Here is a 17,363-nt window from a genome sequence, read left to right as displayed (position 1 = left end):
CCATGACCCACTACGAAGGCGACCTCCGCGCTCCTGCAGCGGCCCGTTTCGCGATCATCGCCAGCCGCTGGAACGCGCGCATCACCGACGTGCTGGTCGCCGGCGCGCGGGAAAGCCTGTCCGGCAACGGCATCGCCGACGACGCGGTGGACGTGATCCGCGTGCCTGGCGCGTGGGAACTGCCGCTGGCCGCCGCGCGCCTGGCCGCCGCCGGCAAGCACGCGGCGATCATCGCGCTGGGCTGCGTGATCCGCGGTGACACCCGCCATTACGAACACGTGGCCGATGGCTGCGCCGAAGGCCTGCTGCGGGTGTCGCTGGACTTCCGCATCCCGGTGCTCAATGGCGTGCTGGCGGTGGAGCAGGTCGAAGACGCCGAAGCGCGCGCCGGCGGCAGCCATGGCAACAAGGGCGAGGAAGCGGCGCTGAGCGCGCTGGAAATGGTCAATCTGCTGGAGCTGCTGCCATGAACAAGCCCGCTGGCCACAAGCATGTCCGCCGCGACGGCGTCGATCCGGTGCTGCGTTCGCGCGCGCGCCGGCGTGCGCTGCAGGCGATCTACGCCTGGCAGATCGCCGGCGGCACCGCGCAGCACGTGATCGCGCAGTTCGCGCACGAGCAGGCGCACGAGATCGCCGACCTGATCTATTTCGAGAATCTGGTCGAAGGCGTGCTCAAGCACCGCACCGAACTGGATGCGGCGCTGGTCGGCTACCTGGACCGCACGGTCGAGGAAGTGGACGCGATCGAACGCGCGGTGCTGCGCCTGGCCGCCTACGAACTGCTGCACCGGCAGGACGTGCCCTACCGCGTGGTGATCAACGAAGCCATCGAGACCGCCAAGCGTTTCGGCTCCGAACACGGCCACACCTACGTCAACGGCGTGCTCGACCGCGCCGCGCTGGAATGGCGTGCGGTGGAGTCGGGTGGCGCCGGCGGCGCCTAGCAGCGCGGGATTGGGCATTGGGGATTGGGGATTCGCAAGAGCGGCATTCCCTTCTGGGCCGCAGCCGTTGCCTCGCTGTTGCCAATCCCGAATGCCCAATCCCCAATCCCGGCTCCTAAAATGCCTGAATTCGATCTGATCGAACGCCTGCGTGCCCGGATCGGGACGCATGCGGACGTGCCGTTGGGCATCGGCGACGATGCGGCGCTGCTGCAGCCGCCGCCGGGCGAGCACCTGGCGATCACCGCCGATACGCTCAACGCCGGCGTGCATTTTCCGCTTGAGACCGCGCCTGCCGACGTGGGCTGGAAGACGCTGGCGGTGAATCTGTCCGATCTCGCCGCGATGGGCGCGCAGCCGCGTTGGTGCACGCTGTCGCTGTCGTTGCCGCACGAGGATGCGGGCTGGATCGACGCCTTCGCCGACGGCTTCTTCGCGCTGGCCGATGCGCACGGCATCGTGCTGGCCGGCGGCGACACCACGCGCGGGCCGCTGTCGCTGTCGGTCACCGCGATCGGCAGCGTGGCGCCGGGCGCGGCGCTGCGTCGCGACGGCGCGCAGCCGGGCGACGAGATCTGGGTCAGCGGCCGTCCGGGCGAGGCCGCCGCGGCGCTGGCGCTGTGGCAGGCCGGGCGGCTGGATGTGGCCCAGGTCGCCGCCGATCCCGTGCACGAACACCTGCGCCAGCGTCTGCTGCGGCCCTCGCCGCGGGTACAGGCCGGGCTGCGCCTACGCGGGCTGGCGCACGCCTGCGTGGACATTTCCGACGGCCTGCTCGCGGATCTGGATCATATCTGCGCGCGCAGCGCGGTCGGCGCCGAACTCTGGCTGGACGCGCTGCCGGCGGTCGCCGCGCCGGCGCAGGCGAGCGCCGCGCAGGTGCACGCCTGGCAACTGGGCGGCGGCGACGACTACGAACTGTGCTTCACCGCCGCGCCGGCGCAGCGCGCGGCCATCGTGCGGGCGTTGCAGGCGATCGGTGAGGAGGCCACGCCGATCGGCCGCATCGTCGCCGGCGGCGGCATCGTCGTGCGCGACGCGAACGGTCGGCCCTGGCAGCCGCCGCGGCGTGGCTACGAGCATTTCGCCGGCTAGCGAAATCCGCGAGCCGCTTCGCGCCGTACCCTCACCCCAACCCCTCTCCCGATGGGAGAGGGGCTAGCGGCTGTTTCCTTCTCCCATCGGGAGAACGTGCCCGAAGGGCGGATGAGGGTACCGGCGAAGCCTCGTATACCCAGCTCCGCGAGTGGCTTTCGCGCCGCACCCTCATCCCAAATCCTCTCCCCGCGGGAGAGGGGCTAGCGGCTGTTTCCTTCTCCCATCGGGAGAAGGTGCCCGAAGGGCGGACGAGGGTACGGGCGAAGCCTCGTGTACCCAGCTCCGCGAGCCGCTTTCGCGCCGCACCCTCATCCCAAATCCTCTCCCGGTGGGAGAGGGGCTAAATGGGGACACAAAGGAGCGACCATACCGTGCCGCACTGCGGCGTGAAATCGTCCCGTACCTGCTGGTATGGTCGCCACGCCCGATCCCCACATCGCGTGCCCGTAACCGTTTCTGGCAGCTGGGCCATTCCGACCCGGCGCCGTTTGGGAGGCAGTACATGCGCATGTCCGTGTCCCGTTGCATCGCCCTGTGCGCGATGCTGTTCTTCTCCGCCACAGCCTTCGCCGGCGGTTTCAGCAAGCAGTACCAGACCATCTCCAGTTTCGACGGCACCAAGCTCGGCGCGTTGGTGCTGGTGCCGCAGGGGCAGGGGAGCGGACCGTTCCCGCTGGTGGTGATGCCGGCCAGCTGGTCGCTGCCCAACCTGGAATACGTGGGCCGCGCCAGCGAACTGGCCAGCAACGGCTACGTGGTGGTCAGCTACACCTCGCGCGGGTTCTGGGATTCGGCGGGCGTGATCGACATCGCCGGGGCGCCGACGGTGGAGGACGTCAGCACGGTGATCGACTGGGCGCTGGCGAACACGCCGGCCGATGCCAAGGCGATCGGCGTGTCCGGCATCTCCTACGGCGCCGGCACCAGCCTGCTCGCCGCCGCGCGCGACCCGCGGATCAAGGCGGTGGCCGCACTCAGCGGCTGGGCCGACCTGCAGGCCTCGCTGTACGCCAACACCACGGTCAGCCAGCAGGGCGTGGACCTGCTGGTGGCCTCCGGTGCGATCACCGGCCGACCCGGACCGGACCTGGCGCAGATCAGCGCACGCGTCGCCGCCGGCGACTACGACGGCGCGGTGCAGGGCTTCCTGCCCAAGGCCGGCGAACGCAGCGTGATCAACGAAGTGCAGGCGCTCAACCGCAACGGCCCGGCGGTGCTGCTGGCCAATGCGTTCAACGATGGCCTGTTCCCGCCGAACCAGTACATCGACCTGTACAACCGCCTGAGCGTGCCCAAGCACCTGATGTTCAGCCAGGGCGATCACGCCACGGCCGAACTGCCGGGCGCGCTCGGCCTGCCCAACGAGGTGTACACGGAAGCCACCCGCTGGTTCGACCATTACCTCAAGGGCCAGGCCAACGGCGTGGACAGCGAGCAGCCGGTGCAATTGGCCACGCTCAATGGCACCTGGCTGCGTTACGCCGACTGGAACAGCGTGCAGGCCGGCGCGACCCGCTACGGCCTGACCCGTCCGAGCGGCCTGATCGCGACCGGAACGCTGGGCAGCGGCACCAGCACCGGGTGGAGCAAGGGCATCGCCACCGGCGTACCGACCCTGGCCGATTCGGGCGTGCTGCTGGTCAGCGGCCTGCTGCAGGGCCTGGGCCAGCCGGTCACCACCTCGATCCCGCTGGTGGATCGCAACGGCGCGGCGGTGTGGAGCGGGCCGGTGTACACCAGCGCCAAGCGCCTGGCCGGCAGCCCGTCGCTGCGGGTGACGGTGACCCCGAGCCAGACCAATGTGTCGCTGTTCGCCTACCTCTACAGCATGAACGGACTCGGCGTGGCGCAACTGCTGAGCCACGCGCCGTACACGCTGCGCAACGCGACCCCGGGCGTAGCGACCACGATCGACCTGCCGTTGCAGGCGACCGCTGCCGATATCCCGGCCGGCAACCGCCTGGTGCTGGTAGTGGACACCACCGATCCGCGCTACACCTCGGCCAGCCGCTTCGGCGGCAGCGTCAGCTTCAGTTCGCCGGCGGCCGCGCCGTCCAGCCTGAGCGTGCCGCTGCACTGAGGTACGCTTGACGGAAAGGCCGGCGCAATGCCGGCCTTTCCCGCATCGCCGTAACGCCGCGACTGCGGAAATTACGCGGAATTTACGCGGCGGCCGGCATCGGCCGATAGCGACTTTACGGCCCTGCGCCGGAACATGACCAGGTCGGCGGAATGGTTCCGCCCTGGATCTGGCGTCATGTTCTCCTCGTTTTCCCGCAGCGCCCGCCGGCCCATGCCGCGCGGCGCGTTAGCGCTTTCCCTGCTGGCTGGCGCGACCTGCGCGCAGGCTGCCAGCGTCAGCGGCACCGCCACGCTCACCAGCGACTACGTCTGGCGCGGCAGCACCCAGAGCGATGGCGATCCGGCCGTGCAGGCCGGTCTGGCCTTGGCCGCCGACAACGGTGCGTACGCATCGCTGTGGGCCTCGTCGATCAAGTTCGACGGCACCCCGCACGCCAGCATCGAAGTCGACGGTGTGCTCGGCTGGCGTGGCCAGTGGACGCCGGACTGGGCCTGGGACGCGAACCTGACCCGCTACCAATACCCCTCGGCCGCCGCGCTGAACTGGACCGAGTTGGGCGCCACCGTGACCTGGAAGCAGCGCGTGTGGGCGCAGTTGGGCTGGTCCGACGATGCGTTGGCCAGCGACAGCAGCGGCACCTACGCGCAGCTCGGTGCGCGCTATCCGTTCAACGACCGCTTCCGCGTCGAGGCGGCGGTGGGCCATTACTGGCTCGCCCGCAGCTACGCGGACAGCTACACGCATGGACTGGTCAGTGCCGTGTTCACCTTGCCCGGCATCCGCCAGGGCGGACCGGGGCTGGAGCTGCGGCTGAGCGCGCACGACACCAATCGCGCCGCCGAGCGGCTGTTCCCCGACATGGCCGGCGCGCGTTTCGAAGCCGCGCTGCAGGCCAGCTTTTGAACCCCGAGGAGAGATGACATGCCGACCTGGCTATCGCTGATCTGCGGCGTGGCGGTGATCGTCGCCGCCGGCTACCTGTTGTACGTGATTTTGCGTCCCGAAGATTTCTGAGCCGAGTGCCGCTTCCATGATCGATACATTGCTTGTCTATGCGCTCGCGCTGCTGCTCGGGTGGCCGCTGGGCCTGTACCTGGCCAAGGTGATGCGCGGTGCGCCGATGCGCGGCGACGCGTTGTTCGGCTGGATCGAACGCCCGCTGTACCGCCTGCTCGGCACCGATCCGGCGCGCGGCATGAGCTGGCGCGGCTACGCCGGCGCGTTCCTGGCCAGCAACCTGGTGCTGGGCGCGCTGGTGTTCGCGTTGTTCGTGACCCAGGCGTGGCTGCCGCTGAATCCCGATGCGGTGCCGAACATGCGCTGGGACGTGGCCCTGCACAGCATGGTCTCGTTTCTGACCAATACCGACCAGCAGCATTATTCCGGCCAGGCGCAGCTGTCCTACCTGTCGCAGGCGGTGGGCGTGGTCGGTTTGCAGTTCGTCACGCCGATGATGGGCCTGGCGCTGGTGGTGGCGACGCTACGCGCGTTGTTCGGTGGGCGAACGGCCGCCGCGAATGCCGGGACCCAGCAGGCGACGCTCAGCGCCGACGAAGCCGACGTCGGCAACTACTGGGCCGACGTGATCCGGCCGACGCTGCGCTTCCTGCTGCCGCTGTGCCTGTTGTGGACCATGCTGCTGACCCAGCAGGGCGTGCCGTCCACGCTGGCGGCCGGCCCCACCGCGACGCCGCTGGACGCCAGCGCCGGCATGGCCACGCAGAAGATTCCGCTCGGCCCGGTCGCGGCGATGGTGGCGATCAAACAGCTCGGCACCAACGGCGGCGGCTGGTACGGCCCCAACAGCGCGATGGCGCTGGAGAACCCGACCCCGTTGTCCAATCTGCTGGAAACGCTGGCGATCGTGCTGATCCCGGTGGCGATCGCGTTCATGGTCGGCCCGTTCACCGGCCGGCGCAAATTCACCGCGTTGGTGTTCGGCAGCATGCTGGCGATGTCGCTGGCGTCCACCGCGGTGTCGGTGTGGTCCGAAGGCCATTCGGCCAGCGCCGCGAGCGCGGCGCTGATGGAAGGCAAGGAAGTGCGCTTCGGCGCCGATGCGTCGGCGGCGTGGTCGTCGCTGACCACGCAGACCTCCAACGGCTCGGTCAATGCGATGCACGATTCGCTGGCGCCGCTGACCGGCGGCGTGGCCATGGTCAACATGCTGGTCAACGCGATCTGGGGCGGCATCGGCTGCGGCCTGCAGCAGTTCCTGGTGTACCTGCTGCTCAGCGTGTTCCTGGCCGGGCTGATGACCGGGCGCACGCCGGAGCTGTTCGGGCGCAAGATCGAGGCCGGCGAAGTGCGCCTGCTGGCCTTGCTGATCCTGCTGCAGCCGCTGGTACTGCTCGGCTTCACCGCGTTGACCCTGGCCATGCCGGCGGCGATCACCGCCACCTCCAATCCCGGTTTCCACGGCATCAGCCAGGTGTTCTACGAGTACACCTCGGCGTTCGCCAACAACGGCTCGGGCTTCGAAGGCCTTGGCGATGGCATTCCGTGGTGGAACCTGACCTGCACGCTGGTGCTGATCCTGGGCCGCTATCCGGCGCTGATCGTACCGCTGATCGTGGCCGCGCAGATGGCGCGCAAGCGCGTGGCGCCGGAGACCGGCGGCAGCCTGCAGGTGGAGACGCCGACCTTCGCGCTGACCCTGATCGCGGTCATCGCGGTCCTGACCGTTCTGCAATTCACGCCGGCACTGGTGTTGGGCCCGATCGCCGATCACCTGACGCTTGCCGCGCACTGAGACCACGACCATGAGCACCCCGCTTCCGCAAGCTTCTTCCTCGGTCCACAAGCCCGGCCTGCTCGATGGCCCCGCGCTGCGCGCCGCGTTGCGCGCCAGCGTGCTGAAACTTTCGCCACGCCATCTGCTCGGCAGTCCGGTGATGGCGGTGGTGTTCGCCGGTACGGTGCTGTCGGCGCTGATCACCGTGGCCGGGCAGGGCGCGGCCGCGTTCGGCTGGGCGGTGACCGCGATCCTGCTGATCACCGTGCTGTTCGGCAATTTCGCCGAAGCGGTGGCCGAGGCGCGCGGCCGCGGCCAGGCCGCCTCGCTGCGGCGCGCGCGCAAGGACCTGGTGGCGCGCCGGGTGAGCAGCGCGCAGCTGGACGGCGAAACCAGCATCCCCGCCGCCGAACTCAAGCCCGGCGATCTGGTGGTGATCTCCGCCGGCGAACTGATCCCGGCCGACGGCGAGATCCTGCACGGCGTGGCCACGATCAACGAAGCCGCGGTCACCGGCGAATCGGCGCCGGTGCTGCGCGAGGCCGGCACCGACCGCTCCGGCGTGATCGGCGGCACCAAGGTGCTGTCCGACGAGATCGTGGTGAAGGTCACCGCCGAGCCGGGCCACAGCTTCCTGGACCGCATGATCGCGCTGGTCGAGGGCGCCAACCGGCAGAAGACCCCGAACGAGATCGCGCTGACCATGCTGCTGGCGGCGATGACCCTGACCTTCCTGATCGTGGTCGCGACGTTGCCGATCATCGCCGGCTTCGTCGGCGTGCGCATCGATCCGCTGCTGCTGATCGCGCTGCTGGTGTGCCTGATCCCGACCACCATCGGCGGATTGCTGCCGGCGATCGGCATCGCCGGCATGAACCGCGCGCTGTCGGCGAACGTGCTGGCCAAGTCGGGCAAGGCGGTGGAAGTGGCCGGCGACGTCGACGTGCTGCTGCTGGACAAGACCGGCACCATCACCCACGGCGACCGCCAGGCCACCGCATTCCATGCGCTCAGCGGCGTCGATGCGGTGCAGCTGCGCGAGGCGGCGATGCTGTCCTCGCTGGCCGACCCGACCCCGGAAGGCAAGTCGATCGTGCGTCTGGCGCGCGAGCAGGGCATGCCGCCGGCCGACCCGGACGGCGCCAGCTTCGTCGCCTTCACCGCGCAGACGCGCATGTCCGGCGTCGATCTGGCCGCGCAGGGGCAGCAGGCGCCGCGTTCGATCCGCAAGGGCGCGGCCGATGCGGTGATCCGCCACGTCACCGCGCTGGGCGGGCAGGTGCCGGCGGAACTGAAGGGCCGCGTCGAGCAGGTCGCGCGCAGCGGCGCCACGCCGCTGGTGGTGGCCGAGGGCCGGCACGTGCTCGGCGTGGTCGAACTGTCGGACGTGGTCAAGCACGGCGTGCGCGAGAAGTTCGCGCGGCTGCGCGCGATGGGAGTCAAGACGGTGATGATCACCGGCGACAACCCGCTTACCGCCGCGGCGATCGCCGCCGAGGCCGGCGTGGACGACTACATCGCCGAGGCCACGCCGGAAGACAAGCTCGCGCGCATTCGCGCCGAACAGGCCGGCGGGCGGCTGGTGGCGATGGTCGGCGACGGCACCAACGACGCGCCGGCGCTGGCCCAGGCCGACGTCGGCCTGGCGATGAACTCCGGCACGCAGGCGGCCAAGGAAGCCGGCAACATGGTCGATCTGGATTCGGATCCGGCCAAGCTGCTGGCGGTGGTGGAAGTGGGCAAGCAGCAACTGATCACCCGCGGCGCGCTGACCACGTTCTCGCTGGCCAACGACGTCTCCAAGTACTTCGCGATCCTGCCGGCGCTGTTCGCCGCCTCGATCCCGCAGATGGCGGCGCTGAACGTGATGCGCCTGTCCAGCCCGGCGCATGCGGTGCTGGCCGCGTTGATCTTCAACGCGCTGGTGATTCCGGCGCTGATCCCGCTGGCGCTGCGCGGCGTGCGCTTCACCCCGGCCACGGCGACCTCGCTGCTGCGCCGGAACATGCTGATCTACGGCGTCGGCGGCGTGCTGCTGCCGTTCGTCGGGATCAAGGCGATCGACCTGCTGCTGGTGGCGCTGGGCTAAGCCCGGCGCCGATCTTCCGCTTCTTTTCCGGATTTCCCGCGATGAACGTTTCCCCGGTTTCCTCTTCCTACCGCGAACCGCTGCGCTGGCGCGCGGCGCTGCTGCTGCCGCTGCTGGTGCTGGGCGCCGCCGCGCTGTATTCGCTGCTGTCCACCCTGCTCGCCGGCGCGCTGTTCCCGGCGCAGGCCGCCGGCAGCCTGCTGCAACGCGATGGCCGCGTGCTCGGTTCGGCCCTGGTCGCGCAGCCGTTCGCCGCGCCCGGCTACTTCCAGCCGCGCCCGTCTGCGGCCAAGTTCGATCCGATGGCCGCGGCGGGCAGCAACCAGGCGCGCAGCAATCCCGAGCTGCAGCAACGCATCGCCGATGCGCGCGCCAGCGTGGCCGCGCGCGACGGCGTCGCCCCGGCGCAGGTCGCGGACGATCTGCTGACCCAGTCCGGCAGCGGCATGGACCCGGACATCAGCGTGGCCGCGGCGCAGCAGCAGGTGGCGCGCGTGGCCAGGGCGCGCGGCCTGCCCGAGACGCGCGTCGCCGCGCTGCTCGCCGCGCAGACGCAGCCGCGCCAGTTCGGCGTGCTCGGCCAGCCGCGGGTGAATGTGCTGGCGCTGAATCTGGCGTTGGATGGCGGTGGGGCCGGGAATGGGGAAAAGGGAATCGGGAATGGGGAGGAGCAAAAGCGGTAAGGCGCATGGCCCGACGCTGTACGCTTCGCGAATCCCCAATTTCGAATCTCCAATTCCGGCCCCTCAATGCCCGATCCCCGCACCCAACAGGCCGACGCGCTGATCGGCGCGCTCCAGCGCGAACGCGGCGGGCGGCTGACCGTGTTCCTGGGCGCGGCGCCCGGGGTCGGCAAGACCTACGCGATGCTGTCGCGCGCGCGGCAGCTGCAGCAGCAGGGCAGCGAGGTGGTGGTCGGGGTGGTCGAGACCCATGGCCGCGCCGAGACCGCGGCGCTGCTCGACGGGCTGGTCGTGCAGCCACGGCGGCGCGTGGAGTACCGCGGCCGCACGCTCGATGAAATGGACCTGGACGCGCTGCTGGCACGGCGCCCGCCGCTGGTGCTGGTCGACGAGCTGGCCCACCGCAACGCGCCCGGCAGCCGCCACGAACGGCGCTGGCAGGACGTGCAGGAACTGCTCGACGCCGGCATCGACGTCTACAGCACGGTCAACATCCAGCACCTGGAAAGCCTCAACGACGTGGTCCACCGCATCACCGGCATCCGCGTCGCCGAGACCGTGCCCGATGCGATCTTCGACCGCCTGCGCGACATCGTGCTGGTCGATCTGCCGCCGCGCGAACTGATCGAACGCCTGCAGCAGGGCAAGGTCTATCTGCCCGAGCAGGCGGGGCAGGCGCTGCAGGCGTTCTTCTCGCCGTCGAACCTGGCCGCGTTGCGCGAACTGGCGATGCAGACCGCGGCCGACCGCGTCGACAACGACCTGCGCGACGTGCAGGCCGCGCAGGGCCGCACCGGCGTGGCGCTGCGGCGGCGGGTGCTGGTGGCGATCGACGGGCGCGGCCAGTCCGACTACCTGGTGCGGGTGGCGCGGCGCGTGGCCGAGCGCCGCGGTGCGCCGTGGAGCGTGGTCACCGTGCAGACCCAGGCGCAGCCCGACGATGCCTGGCAACTGGAAGTCGATCGCGCCTTCGCCCTGGCGCGACGGCTCGGCGGCGACACCGCGCTGCTGCATGGCGCCAGCGTGGCCGATGCGCTGCTCGACCACGCCGCGCACAACGGCGTGTCCACGCTGCTGCTCGGCCGCACCCGCGAACGGCCGCTGGCGCGGATGATCAACCGCACGCTCACCCAGCAGCTGCTGCAGCGCGGCGCGCACTACGAGCTGGTCATCATCAGCTCGCCGGAGGCGCGCGCGCGCGCGCGGCGGCGTTGGCGCCATCCCGGCCATTGGCTGTCGCGCGACGACCTGGCGTTCGCCACCGTCGCTTCGCTGCTGGCGGTGGCGGTGGGCTGGATCGCCGAGCGCTGGGTCGGCATCGACGACCTGTCGATGGTGTTCATCGTCGCTGTGGTGATGGTCGCGGCGAAGACGCGCATGGCCGCGGCGGTGCTGTCGGCGCTGCTGAGCTTCTTCGCCTACAACTTCTTCTTCATCGAACCGCGCTACACGCTGCACATCGGCGCGCGCCAGGGCGTGGTCACGGTGCTGCTGTTCCTGGTCGCGGCGCTGGTCGCCGGGCGGCTGGCCTCGCGCCTGCGCATGCAGGTGCTGGCGCTGCGCGCGGCCAACGCGCAGACCACCGCGCTGCAGCGGCTGGGCCGCGAACTGACCAGCGCCGCCGACCTGGGCCAGGTGCTGGAGGCCGGGCGCCGCGCGCTGGCCGCCACGCTCGAGGCCGAGGCCTGGGTGCGGCTGCAGCCGCTGGAGGCGGCGCATGCCGCCGCGCAGGACGGCGCGCACGACTACGCGCCATCGATGGCGGCGGTGGACCGCAGCGCCGCCGACTGGGCGCAGCGCCACGGCCAGGCCACCGGCCGTTTCACCGACACTTTGGCCGGCGCCAGCTGGTGGTTCCTGCCGGTGCGCCACGAACGCGGCGCGATCGGCGTGGTCGGGCTGAAATTCGCCGCCGGGGTGCAGCGTCCCGGGCTGGAACAGCAGCGCCTGGCCGAAGCGATGGTCGAGGACATCGGCCAGGCCGCGCTGCGCACGCGCCTGGTCGCCGACCTGGAAAGCGCGCGGGTCAGCGGCGAGACCGAGCGCCTGCGCTCGGCGCTGCTGTCGTCGGTGTCGCACGACCTGCGCTCGCCGCTGGCGGCGATGATCGGCGCGGCCAGCAGCCTGGCCAGCTACGGCCAGGCGATGGACGCCGACGACCGCCGCAGCCTGCTGGAAACGATCCAGCTGGAAGGCGAACGCCTGGACCGCTACATCCAGAACCTGCTCGACATGACCCGGCTCGGCCACACCGGGCTGACCTTGAACCGCGACTGGATCGACGTGGACGAACTGATCGGCTCGGCCGCGCGACGATTGCAGCGCTACCAGCCGCAGGTGCGCCTGGACATCGCCCTGGCCGCCGAGTTGCCGACGCTGTGGGTGCATCCGGCGCTGGTCGAACAGGCGATCTTCAACGTGCTGGAGAACGCGGCGAAATTTTCGCCGGAGGGCGAGGCGATCCGGGTCGCCGCGGCGATGGTCGACGGGCGCCTGCGCATCGACATCGGCGACCGCGGCCCGGGCATTCCCGAGGACGAGCGCGCGCGCATCTTCGACATGTTCTACAGCGTCGAGCGCGGCGACCGCGGCCGCCACGGCACCGGCCTGGGCCTGACCATCTGCCAGGGCATGATCGGCGCGCACGGCGGCAGCGTCGAGGCGCTGCCCGGCGCCGATGGCCGCGGCACCACCATCCGCATTACCCTGCCGTTGATCGAACCCGCCGCCCCGCCGCCCCGCCCCGATGCCGACTGAACCCCACGCCGATCCGATTCCGCCGCCGCGCGTGCTGGTCATCGACGACGAGCCGCAGATCCGGCGTTTCCTGGACATCAGCCTGCGCGCGCAGGGCTACCGCGTGCTGCAGGCGGCCAGCGGCGGCGACGGCCTGGCGCAACTGGCCGCGCACGGCGCCGAACTGGTGGTGCTGGACGTGGGCCTGCCCGACCAGGACGGGCACAGCGTGCTGCGCGAACTGCGGCAATGGTCCGCGGTGCCGGTGATCATGCTCACCGTGCGCGCCGGCGAAGCGGAAAAGGTGCAGGCGCTGGACGCAGGCGCCAACGACTACGTGACCAAGCCGTTCGGCGTGCAGGAACTGATGGCGCGCATCCGCGTGCTGCTGCGCATGCAACCGGCCGCAGGCGAAGCCGAGCCGGTGTTCGACGACGGCCACCTGCACATCCACCTGGGTCTGCGCGAAGTGCGCCTGGACGGCGAACCGCTGCCGCTGAGCCGCAAGGAATACGCGCTGCTGGCGCTGCTGCTGCGCCACAGCGGTCGCGTGCTCACCCAACCGCAGCTGCTGCGCGAAGTGTGGGGGCCCACCCACCAGGAAGACACCCACTACCTGCGCATCCTGGTCGGCAAGCTGCGACAGAAACTCGGCGACAGCGCGGTGGCGCCGCGCTACATCGCCACCGAGCCGGGCGTGGGGCTGCGCTTCGTCGGGGTAAGCGAACGCAGCAGCTGAGCCGCTTGGCCGATCGCAGCCGTTTCTGCAGGGCGATCGAGATGCTGGCCGGGTGCCCTGTAGGAGGGGCTTCAGCCCCGACGGATTCCCAAGCCGTCAGCCTTTTCCACTTCGTTCGTCGCGGCTGAAGCCGCTCCTACAAAAAGCGGTCGCCGGTTGTTTGCGCGGTATCGCGCGCCTCTTGCGAGTCCCGCTCACGCCTCCGGCAACACCTTGCCCGGATTGAGGATGCCGTCCGGGTCCAGTGCGCGCTTCACCGCGCGCATCGCGTCCAGCGTGGCCGCGTCGAAGGCCTGCGCCATGTAGTCGCGCTTGGCCACGCCGATGCCGTGTTCGCCCGACAGCGTGCCTTCCAGCGCCAGCACCAGCGCGAACAGGCGCGGCAGCGCGGCGTGCGCACGCGCGGTCTCGCCGGCATCGTCGGGCGCATACATGATGTTGACGTGCAGGTTGCCGTTGCCGGCATGGCCGAAGGCGACGATCGGCAGGTCGAATTCCGTCGCCAGCGCTTCCACGCCGGCCACCAGATCGGGGATGCACGACACCGGCACCACCACGTCTTCGTTGATCTTGCCCGGCTTGATCGTGCGCAACGCCGGCGACAGCGCGCGCCGCGCGGCCCACAGCCGGTCGCGCGCCGCGCCGTCGGTGGCCACGTCCAGCGACAGCAGGCCGTCGCCGTCGGCGGCGGCGCCCAGCGCCTGCAGCGCGTAGGGCAGGGTGTCGTGGTCGCCGTCGGCCTCGATCAGCAGCATCGCGCCGGCCTCGGGCACGTCGCTGCCATTGCGGCGCAGCAGCGCGATCGCGCTGCGGTCCATGAATTCCAGCATCGCCGGCGTGGTCGGCTGCGCCATCAGCCGCGACACCGCCGCCGCGGCGGCGCCGGCATCGCGGTAGAACGCGCGCAGTCCGGCCTGCGCCTGCGGCCGCGGCGACAGTTTCAGCGTGGCTTCCACGATCAGCGCCAGAGTGCCTTCGCTGCCGACCAGCAAGTGCGTCAGGTCGTAGCCGGTGGCGTCCTTGGTGTAGGCGCCGCCGCAGCGGATCAGGTCGCCGGCGCCGGTCACCGCGACCACGCCGAGCACGTTGTCGCGGGTGGCGCCGTACTTCACCGCGCGCGGACCGCCGGCATTGGTCGACAGGTTGCCGCCGACGCTGCAGATCTCGGCGCTGGACGGGTCCGGCGGCCAGAACAGGCCGTGCGGCGCCAGCGCCTGTTGCAGCTCGCCGTTGAGCACGCCCGGTTCCACCACCGCGCAGCGGTCCTGCGGGCGCAGCTGCACGATGCGGTTCATGCGCGCGAACGACAGCACCACGCCGCCGTCGAACGGCACCGCGGCGCCGGCGGTGCCGGTGCCGGCGCCGCGCGCGACGATCGGCACGCGGTGTGCGCGGCAGGCGCGCACGATCGCCTGCACCTGTTCGCGGGTCTGCGGCAGCGCCACCGCGTCGGCCAGCGCCCAACGCCGCGAATCGTCTTCGCCATAGCTGCGGCGGCTGGCGTCGTCGGTGCGCCAGCCATCGGCGCCGAGCAGCGCGGCGAGGGTGTCGGTCAGGGCGGCAGGCAGCGGCGTGGTCATGGCGGGGATCGCGAAGCGGAAGAGGAGGGCGGTTGCAGCAGTTTCCAGGTGCCGACCGCCACCGCCAGCGGCAGCCACACCCAGCGCAATTCGGACCACAGCGTGGCCACGCCGCGCGCGCCGAAGAAGCCGTTGGCGAACGGCGAAACACGGATCGGCCGCCACGGCGCGAACCAGCGCTGTTCGCTCCACGGCCAGGCCAGGGCGACGCCGAGGCCGCCGGAGGTCAGCGCATCGAGCAGCGGGTGCGAGACCGTGCAGACGAACATCCAGGTCGCCGCCTGCAGCGCGCAGGCACGCAACGGCCGGTGCAGCAGCGCACCGAGCACGCCCAGCAGCGCGGCGAACAGCAGCGAATGGCTGGCGCCGCGATGGCCGAACGCATCGGCATAGGGGATGTGCAGGGCGAACCCGACCACGTCCAGATCGGGCAGCATCGCCGCGACGATGCCGGCGCCGAGCAGGCGCGTGGAAATGCGTCCGCGGTCGGCGGCGGCCCACAGCGCCAGCGGGATCGCGGCGTGGGTGAAGATGCTGGGCACGTCAGCAATCGTCGGCGCGAAACGCATCGCGCAGCCAGGTCAGCCGCGGCGGTTCGCCTTCGGCCTCGACCACGTCGAAGCGGCACGGCCAGTTCGCGTAGTGCGGATGCGCGGCCAGGAACAATTGCGCCGCCAATACCAGCCGGCGGCGCTTGTGCAGGTCGACCGAGGCGGCGCCGCCGCCGAACGCGTCGTTGCGCCGGTAGCGCACCTCGACGAACACCAGGCAGTGCGCCTGCTGCATCACCAGATCCAGTTCGCCGCCGCGATAGCGCACATTCGCGGCGATCAGTTGCAGCCCGGCGCGCTCCAGTTCGGCGCGCGCCGCCGCTTCCACGTCGTTGCCGCGTCGCCGGCGGTCAACGCCCATCGGGCAGCGGCGTCGCGCGCCCGCCGCTGAAGGTGGACCAGGCCGGGGTGCGCAGGATGTTGCCGAAGCCGTCCAGGTGCAGCACGCCGGTGGCGCCGCGCAGGTTGGCCTCGGCGCCGGTGGCCAGCTTTTCCAGATAGGCGCTGATCTGCCAGGCGTCGTAGCCGAACGCGAACAGACGCGCCGCCGGGCCGCGCGCGGTGGGCAGGGTCTCGGCCGCGCTGCTCGCCGCCGGCAGGCCGCCGACGCCGCGCGCGGTCCACAGTTCGCTCGGGTAGGCGATGCCGTCCAGGACCAGGTCGTCCTCCGCCTTGCCGGTGCCCAGCACCAGCTGCGAGGTCGCCACCCGGCTCTTGCCGGCGAAACCGGCCAGCGCCAGCTGCGGCGCCAGCGCGCGCGCAGTGCTGCCCTTGACCGCCAGGAACACCGCGTCGGCGGCGCTGGCATTGCGCAACTGCGCACCGACATCGCCCGGCACCTCGGCCACGCTGACGCTGGCCGCGACCTTGCCGCCGCGCTCGCTGAAGCGCTCGCGGAACGCGGCCACCGCGCGGCGGCCGTTGTCGTCGTTGCTGCCGATCACCAGCGCGTTGCGGCGTTCGTGCGCCAGCAGGTACTCGGCGGCGGCGATGCCGTCGTCTTCCGGCGCCAGCGAGAACCCGGCACTGCCGGCCGGCGGCGCGCTGGTGCCGCGGTTCAGGGCCAGCAGCGGCACCGGCAGCGCGTCGCGCGCGAACAGCGCGCTGACCTCGTCGCGGCCGAGCGGGCCGACCACGAAGTCGGCGCCGCTATCGATCGCCTTCTGGTAGGCGGCCAGCGCGCCCGCCGCGGTGCCGGTGGTATCGATGAAGTTGATCTGCGGGCGGCGCCGGGTCTCGCCGTAGTAGCCGGCGAGCAGGCCGTCGCGTACCGGCGCGGCCGCAGTCGCCAGGGAGCCGCTCAGCGGCAGCAGCACCGCCAGCTTGGCCGGCGGGCGATAGCCGTCGCGCTCGGCCGGCGGCCGCTTGCTGGTGTCGAAGCCCCACTGCTCGCCGCGGTCGAACGGGCGCGGCAGCGGCAGGCCGCGGCTGATCAGCGCGCGCCCGGCGAAGTTGTACAGCGGATCGCCGGCCGGCAGCGCGGCGGCGCGCGCCTGCAGCGTGGCATCGTTCAAGGCCGCCAGCTGGCGCACGATGGCGCGCTGGTTGTCGCTGCGCGCCTGACCGGTCAAGCCGATGTCGGCGCGGGCGCGCTCGTCCAGCGCCGCGGTGGCGTCGCCGGTGCCTTCCAGCGCCTGCGCGCGGGCCAGGTGCCAGCGCGCGCGCAGGTTCTGCGGCACCGCCTGCGGATCGTTGCCCAGCGCCTGCAGCGCCTGTGCCGGCTGGCGGTCGACCAGCGCCAGCTCGGCGTTGACCAGGGCCAGCCGGACCTTGCTCAGGCCCGACAGCTGGCGCGGCTGCACCTGCGCGGCCAGGCTGCGTGCGCGCGCGACGTCGCCGCCCTCGTACCAGGCGAAGGCCGCATCGGCCAGCAATTGGTTGCGCTCGCTGCCGGTGGCCGTGGCGGCCTGCGCCTCGAGCTGCTGCGCCGCTTCCCGCGGCTTGCCCTGGTCGAGCAGGGCAAGCGCCGCGGACTGGGCCGGCGACGGCGCGCTCTGCGTCACGCTGGTGGTGGCGCAGCCGGCGAACAGCAGCGCCAGCAGCGACAGGGCGGAAATCCTTGCGAATCGCTTGTTCATTTCTGGTCCATTCGGCAGGGCACGCCGGGGCGCGCCGGGGAAAACC

General features: G+C 71.3%; 15 protein-coding genes. 11 read left to right on the top strand and 4 right to left on the bottom strand.

What is annotated here, in order from left to right:
* Positions 1–2 precede the first annotated feature (2 nt).
* From ribH to AB3X08_RS18160, 11 genes are all read left to right on the top strand, one after another.
* The gene (gene ribH / locus AB3X08_RS18210) at positions 3–470 is read left to right on the top strand and encodes a 6,7-dimethyl-8-ribityllumazine synthase (RefSeq protein WP_184413531.1); all 468 of its coding nucleotides are present in this window, start codon (positions 3–5) and stop codon (positions 468–470) included.
* Positions 467–946: a transcription antitermination factor NusB gene (gene nusB, locus AB3X08_RS18205; RefSeq protein WP_369934156.1), complete on the top strand. Its 480-nt coding sequence runs from the start codon at positions 467–469 to the stop codon at positions 944–946. The genes ribH and nusB overlap by 4 nt, the downstream gene beginning before the upstream one ends.
* Before the next feature lie 120 nt (positions 947–1,066).
* Positions 1,067–2,041, top strand: a complete 975-nt coding sequence (thiL, locus tag AB3X08_RS18200; protein WP_369934155.1) for a thiamine-phosphate kinase — start codon at positions 1,067–1,069, stop codon at positions 2,039–2,041.
* Between the two features lie 505 nt (positions 2,042–2,546).
* Positions 2,547–4,124: a CocE/NonD family hydrolase gene (locus AB3X08_RS18195; protein WP_369934154.1), complete on the top strand. Its 1,578-nt coding sequence runs from the start codon at positions 2,547–2,549 to the stop codon at positions 4,122–4,124.
* A 177-nt stretch (positions 4,125–4,301) separates the two neighbouring features.
* A complete protein-coding gene (locus AB3X08_RS18190; protein ID WP_369934153.1) occupies positions 4,302–5,030 on the top strand; it encodes a TorF family putative porin in 729 nt (242 codons plus the stop codon).
* 18 nt (positions 5,031–5,048) lie between these two features.
* Positions 5,049–5,141, top strand: a complete 93-nt coding sequence (locus AB3X08_RS18185) for a potassium-transporting ATPase subunit F (RefSeq protein WP_046977662.1) — start codon at positions 5,049–5,051, stop codon at positions 5,139–5,141.
* A gap of 16 nt (positions 5,142–5,157) precedes the next feature.
* The gene (gene kdpA, locus AB3X08_RS18180; protein WP_369934152.1) at positions 5,158–6,879 is read left to right on the top strand and encodes a potassium-transporting ATPase subunit KdpA; all 1,722 of its coding nucleotides are present in this window, start codon (positions 5,158–5,160) and stop codon (positions 6,877–6,879) included.
* A 10-nt stretch (positions 6,880–6,889) separates the two neighbouring features.
* Complete coding sequence (kdpB, locus tag AB3X08_RS18175) at positions 6,890–8,950, top strand: potassium-transporting ATPase subunit KdpB (RefSeq protein ID WP_369934151.1); 2,061 nt, start codon at positions 6,890–6,892, stop codon at positions 8,948–8,950.
* Positions 8,951–8,991: 41 nt separating this feature from the next.
* Entirely contained in the window at positions 8,992–9,633 is a 642-nt protein-coding gene (kdpC, locus tag AB3X08_RS18170) for a potassium-transporting ATPase subunit KdpC (RefSeq protein WP_369934150.1), read from the top strand.
* A 66-nt stretch (positions 9,634–9,699) separates the two neighbouring features.
* Positions 9,700–12,390 carry an ATP-binding protein gene (locus AB3X08_RS18165; protein ID WP_369934149.1) on the top strand — a complete coding sequence of 897 codons (2,691 nt, stop codon included), beginning with the start codon at positions 9,700–9,702 and terminating at the stop codon, positions 12,388–12,390.
* Positions 12,380–13,108: a response regulator gene (locus AB3X08_RS18160; RefSeq protein ID WP_369934148.1), complete on the top strand. Its 729-nt coding sequence runs from the start codon at positions 12,380–12,382 to the stop codon at positions 13,106–13,108. The genes AB3X08_RS18165 and AB3X08_RS18160 overlap by 11 nt, the downstream gene beginning before the upstream one ends.
* 194 nt (positions 13,109–13,302) lie before the next feature.
* Here AB3X08_RS18160 and AB3X08_RS18155 read toward each other — a convergent pair whose 3' ends face one another.
* From AB3X08_RS18155 to AB3X08_RS18140, 4 genes are read right to left on the bottom strand one after another with little or no spacing between them, the layout of a single operon-like run.
* Complete coding sequence (locus AB3X08_RS18155; RefSeq protein ID WP_369934147.1) at positions 13,303–14,688, bottom strand: FAD-binding oxidoreductase; 1,386 nt, start codon at positions 14,686–14,688, stop codon at positions 13,303–13,305.
* On the bottom strand, positions 14,685–15,230 hold the full coding sequence (locus AB3X08_RS18150) for a metal-dependent hydrolase (RefSeq protein ID WP_369934146.1): 546 nt from the start codon (positions 15,228–15,230) through the stop codon (positions 14,685–14,687). Before AB3X08_RS18150 ends, AB3X08_RS18155 begins: the two co-directional genes overlap by 4 nt.
* Before the next feature lies 1 nt (position 15,231).
* A complete protein-coding gene (locus AB3X08_RS18145) occupies positions 15,232–15,600 on the bottom strand; it encodes a YraN family protein (protein ID WP_369934145.1) in 369 nt (122 codons plus the stop codon).
* Positions 15,590–17,317, bottom strand: coding sequence for a penicillin-binding protein activator (locus AB3X08_RS18140; RefSeq protein ID WP_369934144.1), 1,728 nt, complete (start codon positions 17,315–17,317; stop codon positions 15,590–15,592). The genes AB3X08_RS18145 and AB3X08_RS18140 overlap by 11 nt, the downstream gene beginning before the upstream one ends.
* Positions 17,318–17,363: the final 46 nt, after the last annotated feature.

The organism is Xanthomonas sp. DAR 34887 (genome assembly GCF_041245805.1).
In the GTDB taxonomy this organism is placed as follows: domain Bacteria; phylum Pseudomonadota; class Gammaproteobacteria; order Xanthomonadales; family Xanthomonadaceae; genus Xanthomonas_A; species Xanthomonas_A tesorieronis.
The sequence above is the reverse complement of the archived record's forward strand: the minus strand, read 5'-3'. Positions and strand labels throughout refer to the sequence as shown.

Coding starts and splice junctions, on each gene's coding strand:
- ribH (WP_184413531.1), top strand. CDS start 3: ATGACCCACTACGAAGGCGACCTCCGCGCTCCTGCAGCGGCCCGTTTC.
- nusB (WP_369934156.1), top strand. CDS start 467: ATGAACAAGCCCGCTGGCCACAAGCATGTCCGCCGCGACGGCGTCGAT.
- thiL (WP_369934155.1), top strand. CDS start 1,067: ATGCCTGAATTCGATCTGATCGAACGCCTGCGTGCCCGGATCGGGACG.
- AB3X08_RS18195 (WP_369934154.1), top strand. CDS start 2,547: ATGCGCATGTCCGTGTCCCGTTGCATCGCCCTGTGCGCGATGCTGTTC.
- AB3X08_RS18190 (WP_369934153.1), top strand. CDS start 4,302: ATGTTCTCCTCGTTTTCCCGCAGCGCCCGCCGGCCCATGCCGCGCGGC.
- AB3X08_RS18185 (WP_046977662.1), top strand. CDS start 5,049: ATGCCGACCTGGCTATCGCTGATCTGCGGCGTGGCGGTGATCGTCGCC.
- kdpA (WP_369934152.1), top strand. CDS start 5,158: ATGATCGATACATTGCTTGTCTATGCGCTCGCGCTGCTGCTCGGGTGG.
- kdpB (WP_369934151.1), top strand. CDS start 6,890: ATGAGCACCCCGCTTCCGCAAGCTTCTTCCTCGGTCCACAAGCCCGGC.
- kdpC (WP_369934150.1), top strand. CDS start 8,992: ATGAACGTTTCCCCGGTTTCCTCTTCCTACCGCGAACCGCTGCGCTGG.
- AB3X08_RS18165 (WP_369934149.1), top strand. CDS start 9,700: ATGCCCGATCCCCGCACCCAACAGGCCGACGCGCTGATCGGCGCGCTC.
- AB3X08_RS18160 (WP_369934148.1), top strand. CDS start 12,380: ATGCCGACTGAACCCCACGCCGATCCGATTCCGCCGCCGCGCGTGCTG.
- AB3X08_RS18155 (WP_369934147.1), bottom strand. CDS start 14,688: ATGACCACGCCGCTGCCTGCCGCCCTGACCGACACCCTCGCCGCGCTG.
- AB3X08_RS18145 (WP_369934145.1), bottom strand. CDS start 15,600: ATGGGCGTTGACCGCCGGCGACGCGGCAACGACGTGGAAGCGGCGGCG.
- AB3X08_RS18140 (WP_369934144.1), bottom strand. CDS start 17,317: ATGAACAAGCGATTCGCAAGGATTTCCGCCCTGTCGCTGCTGGCGCTG.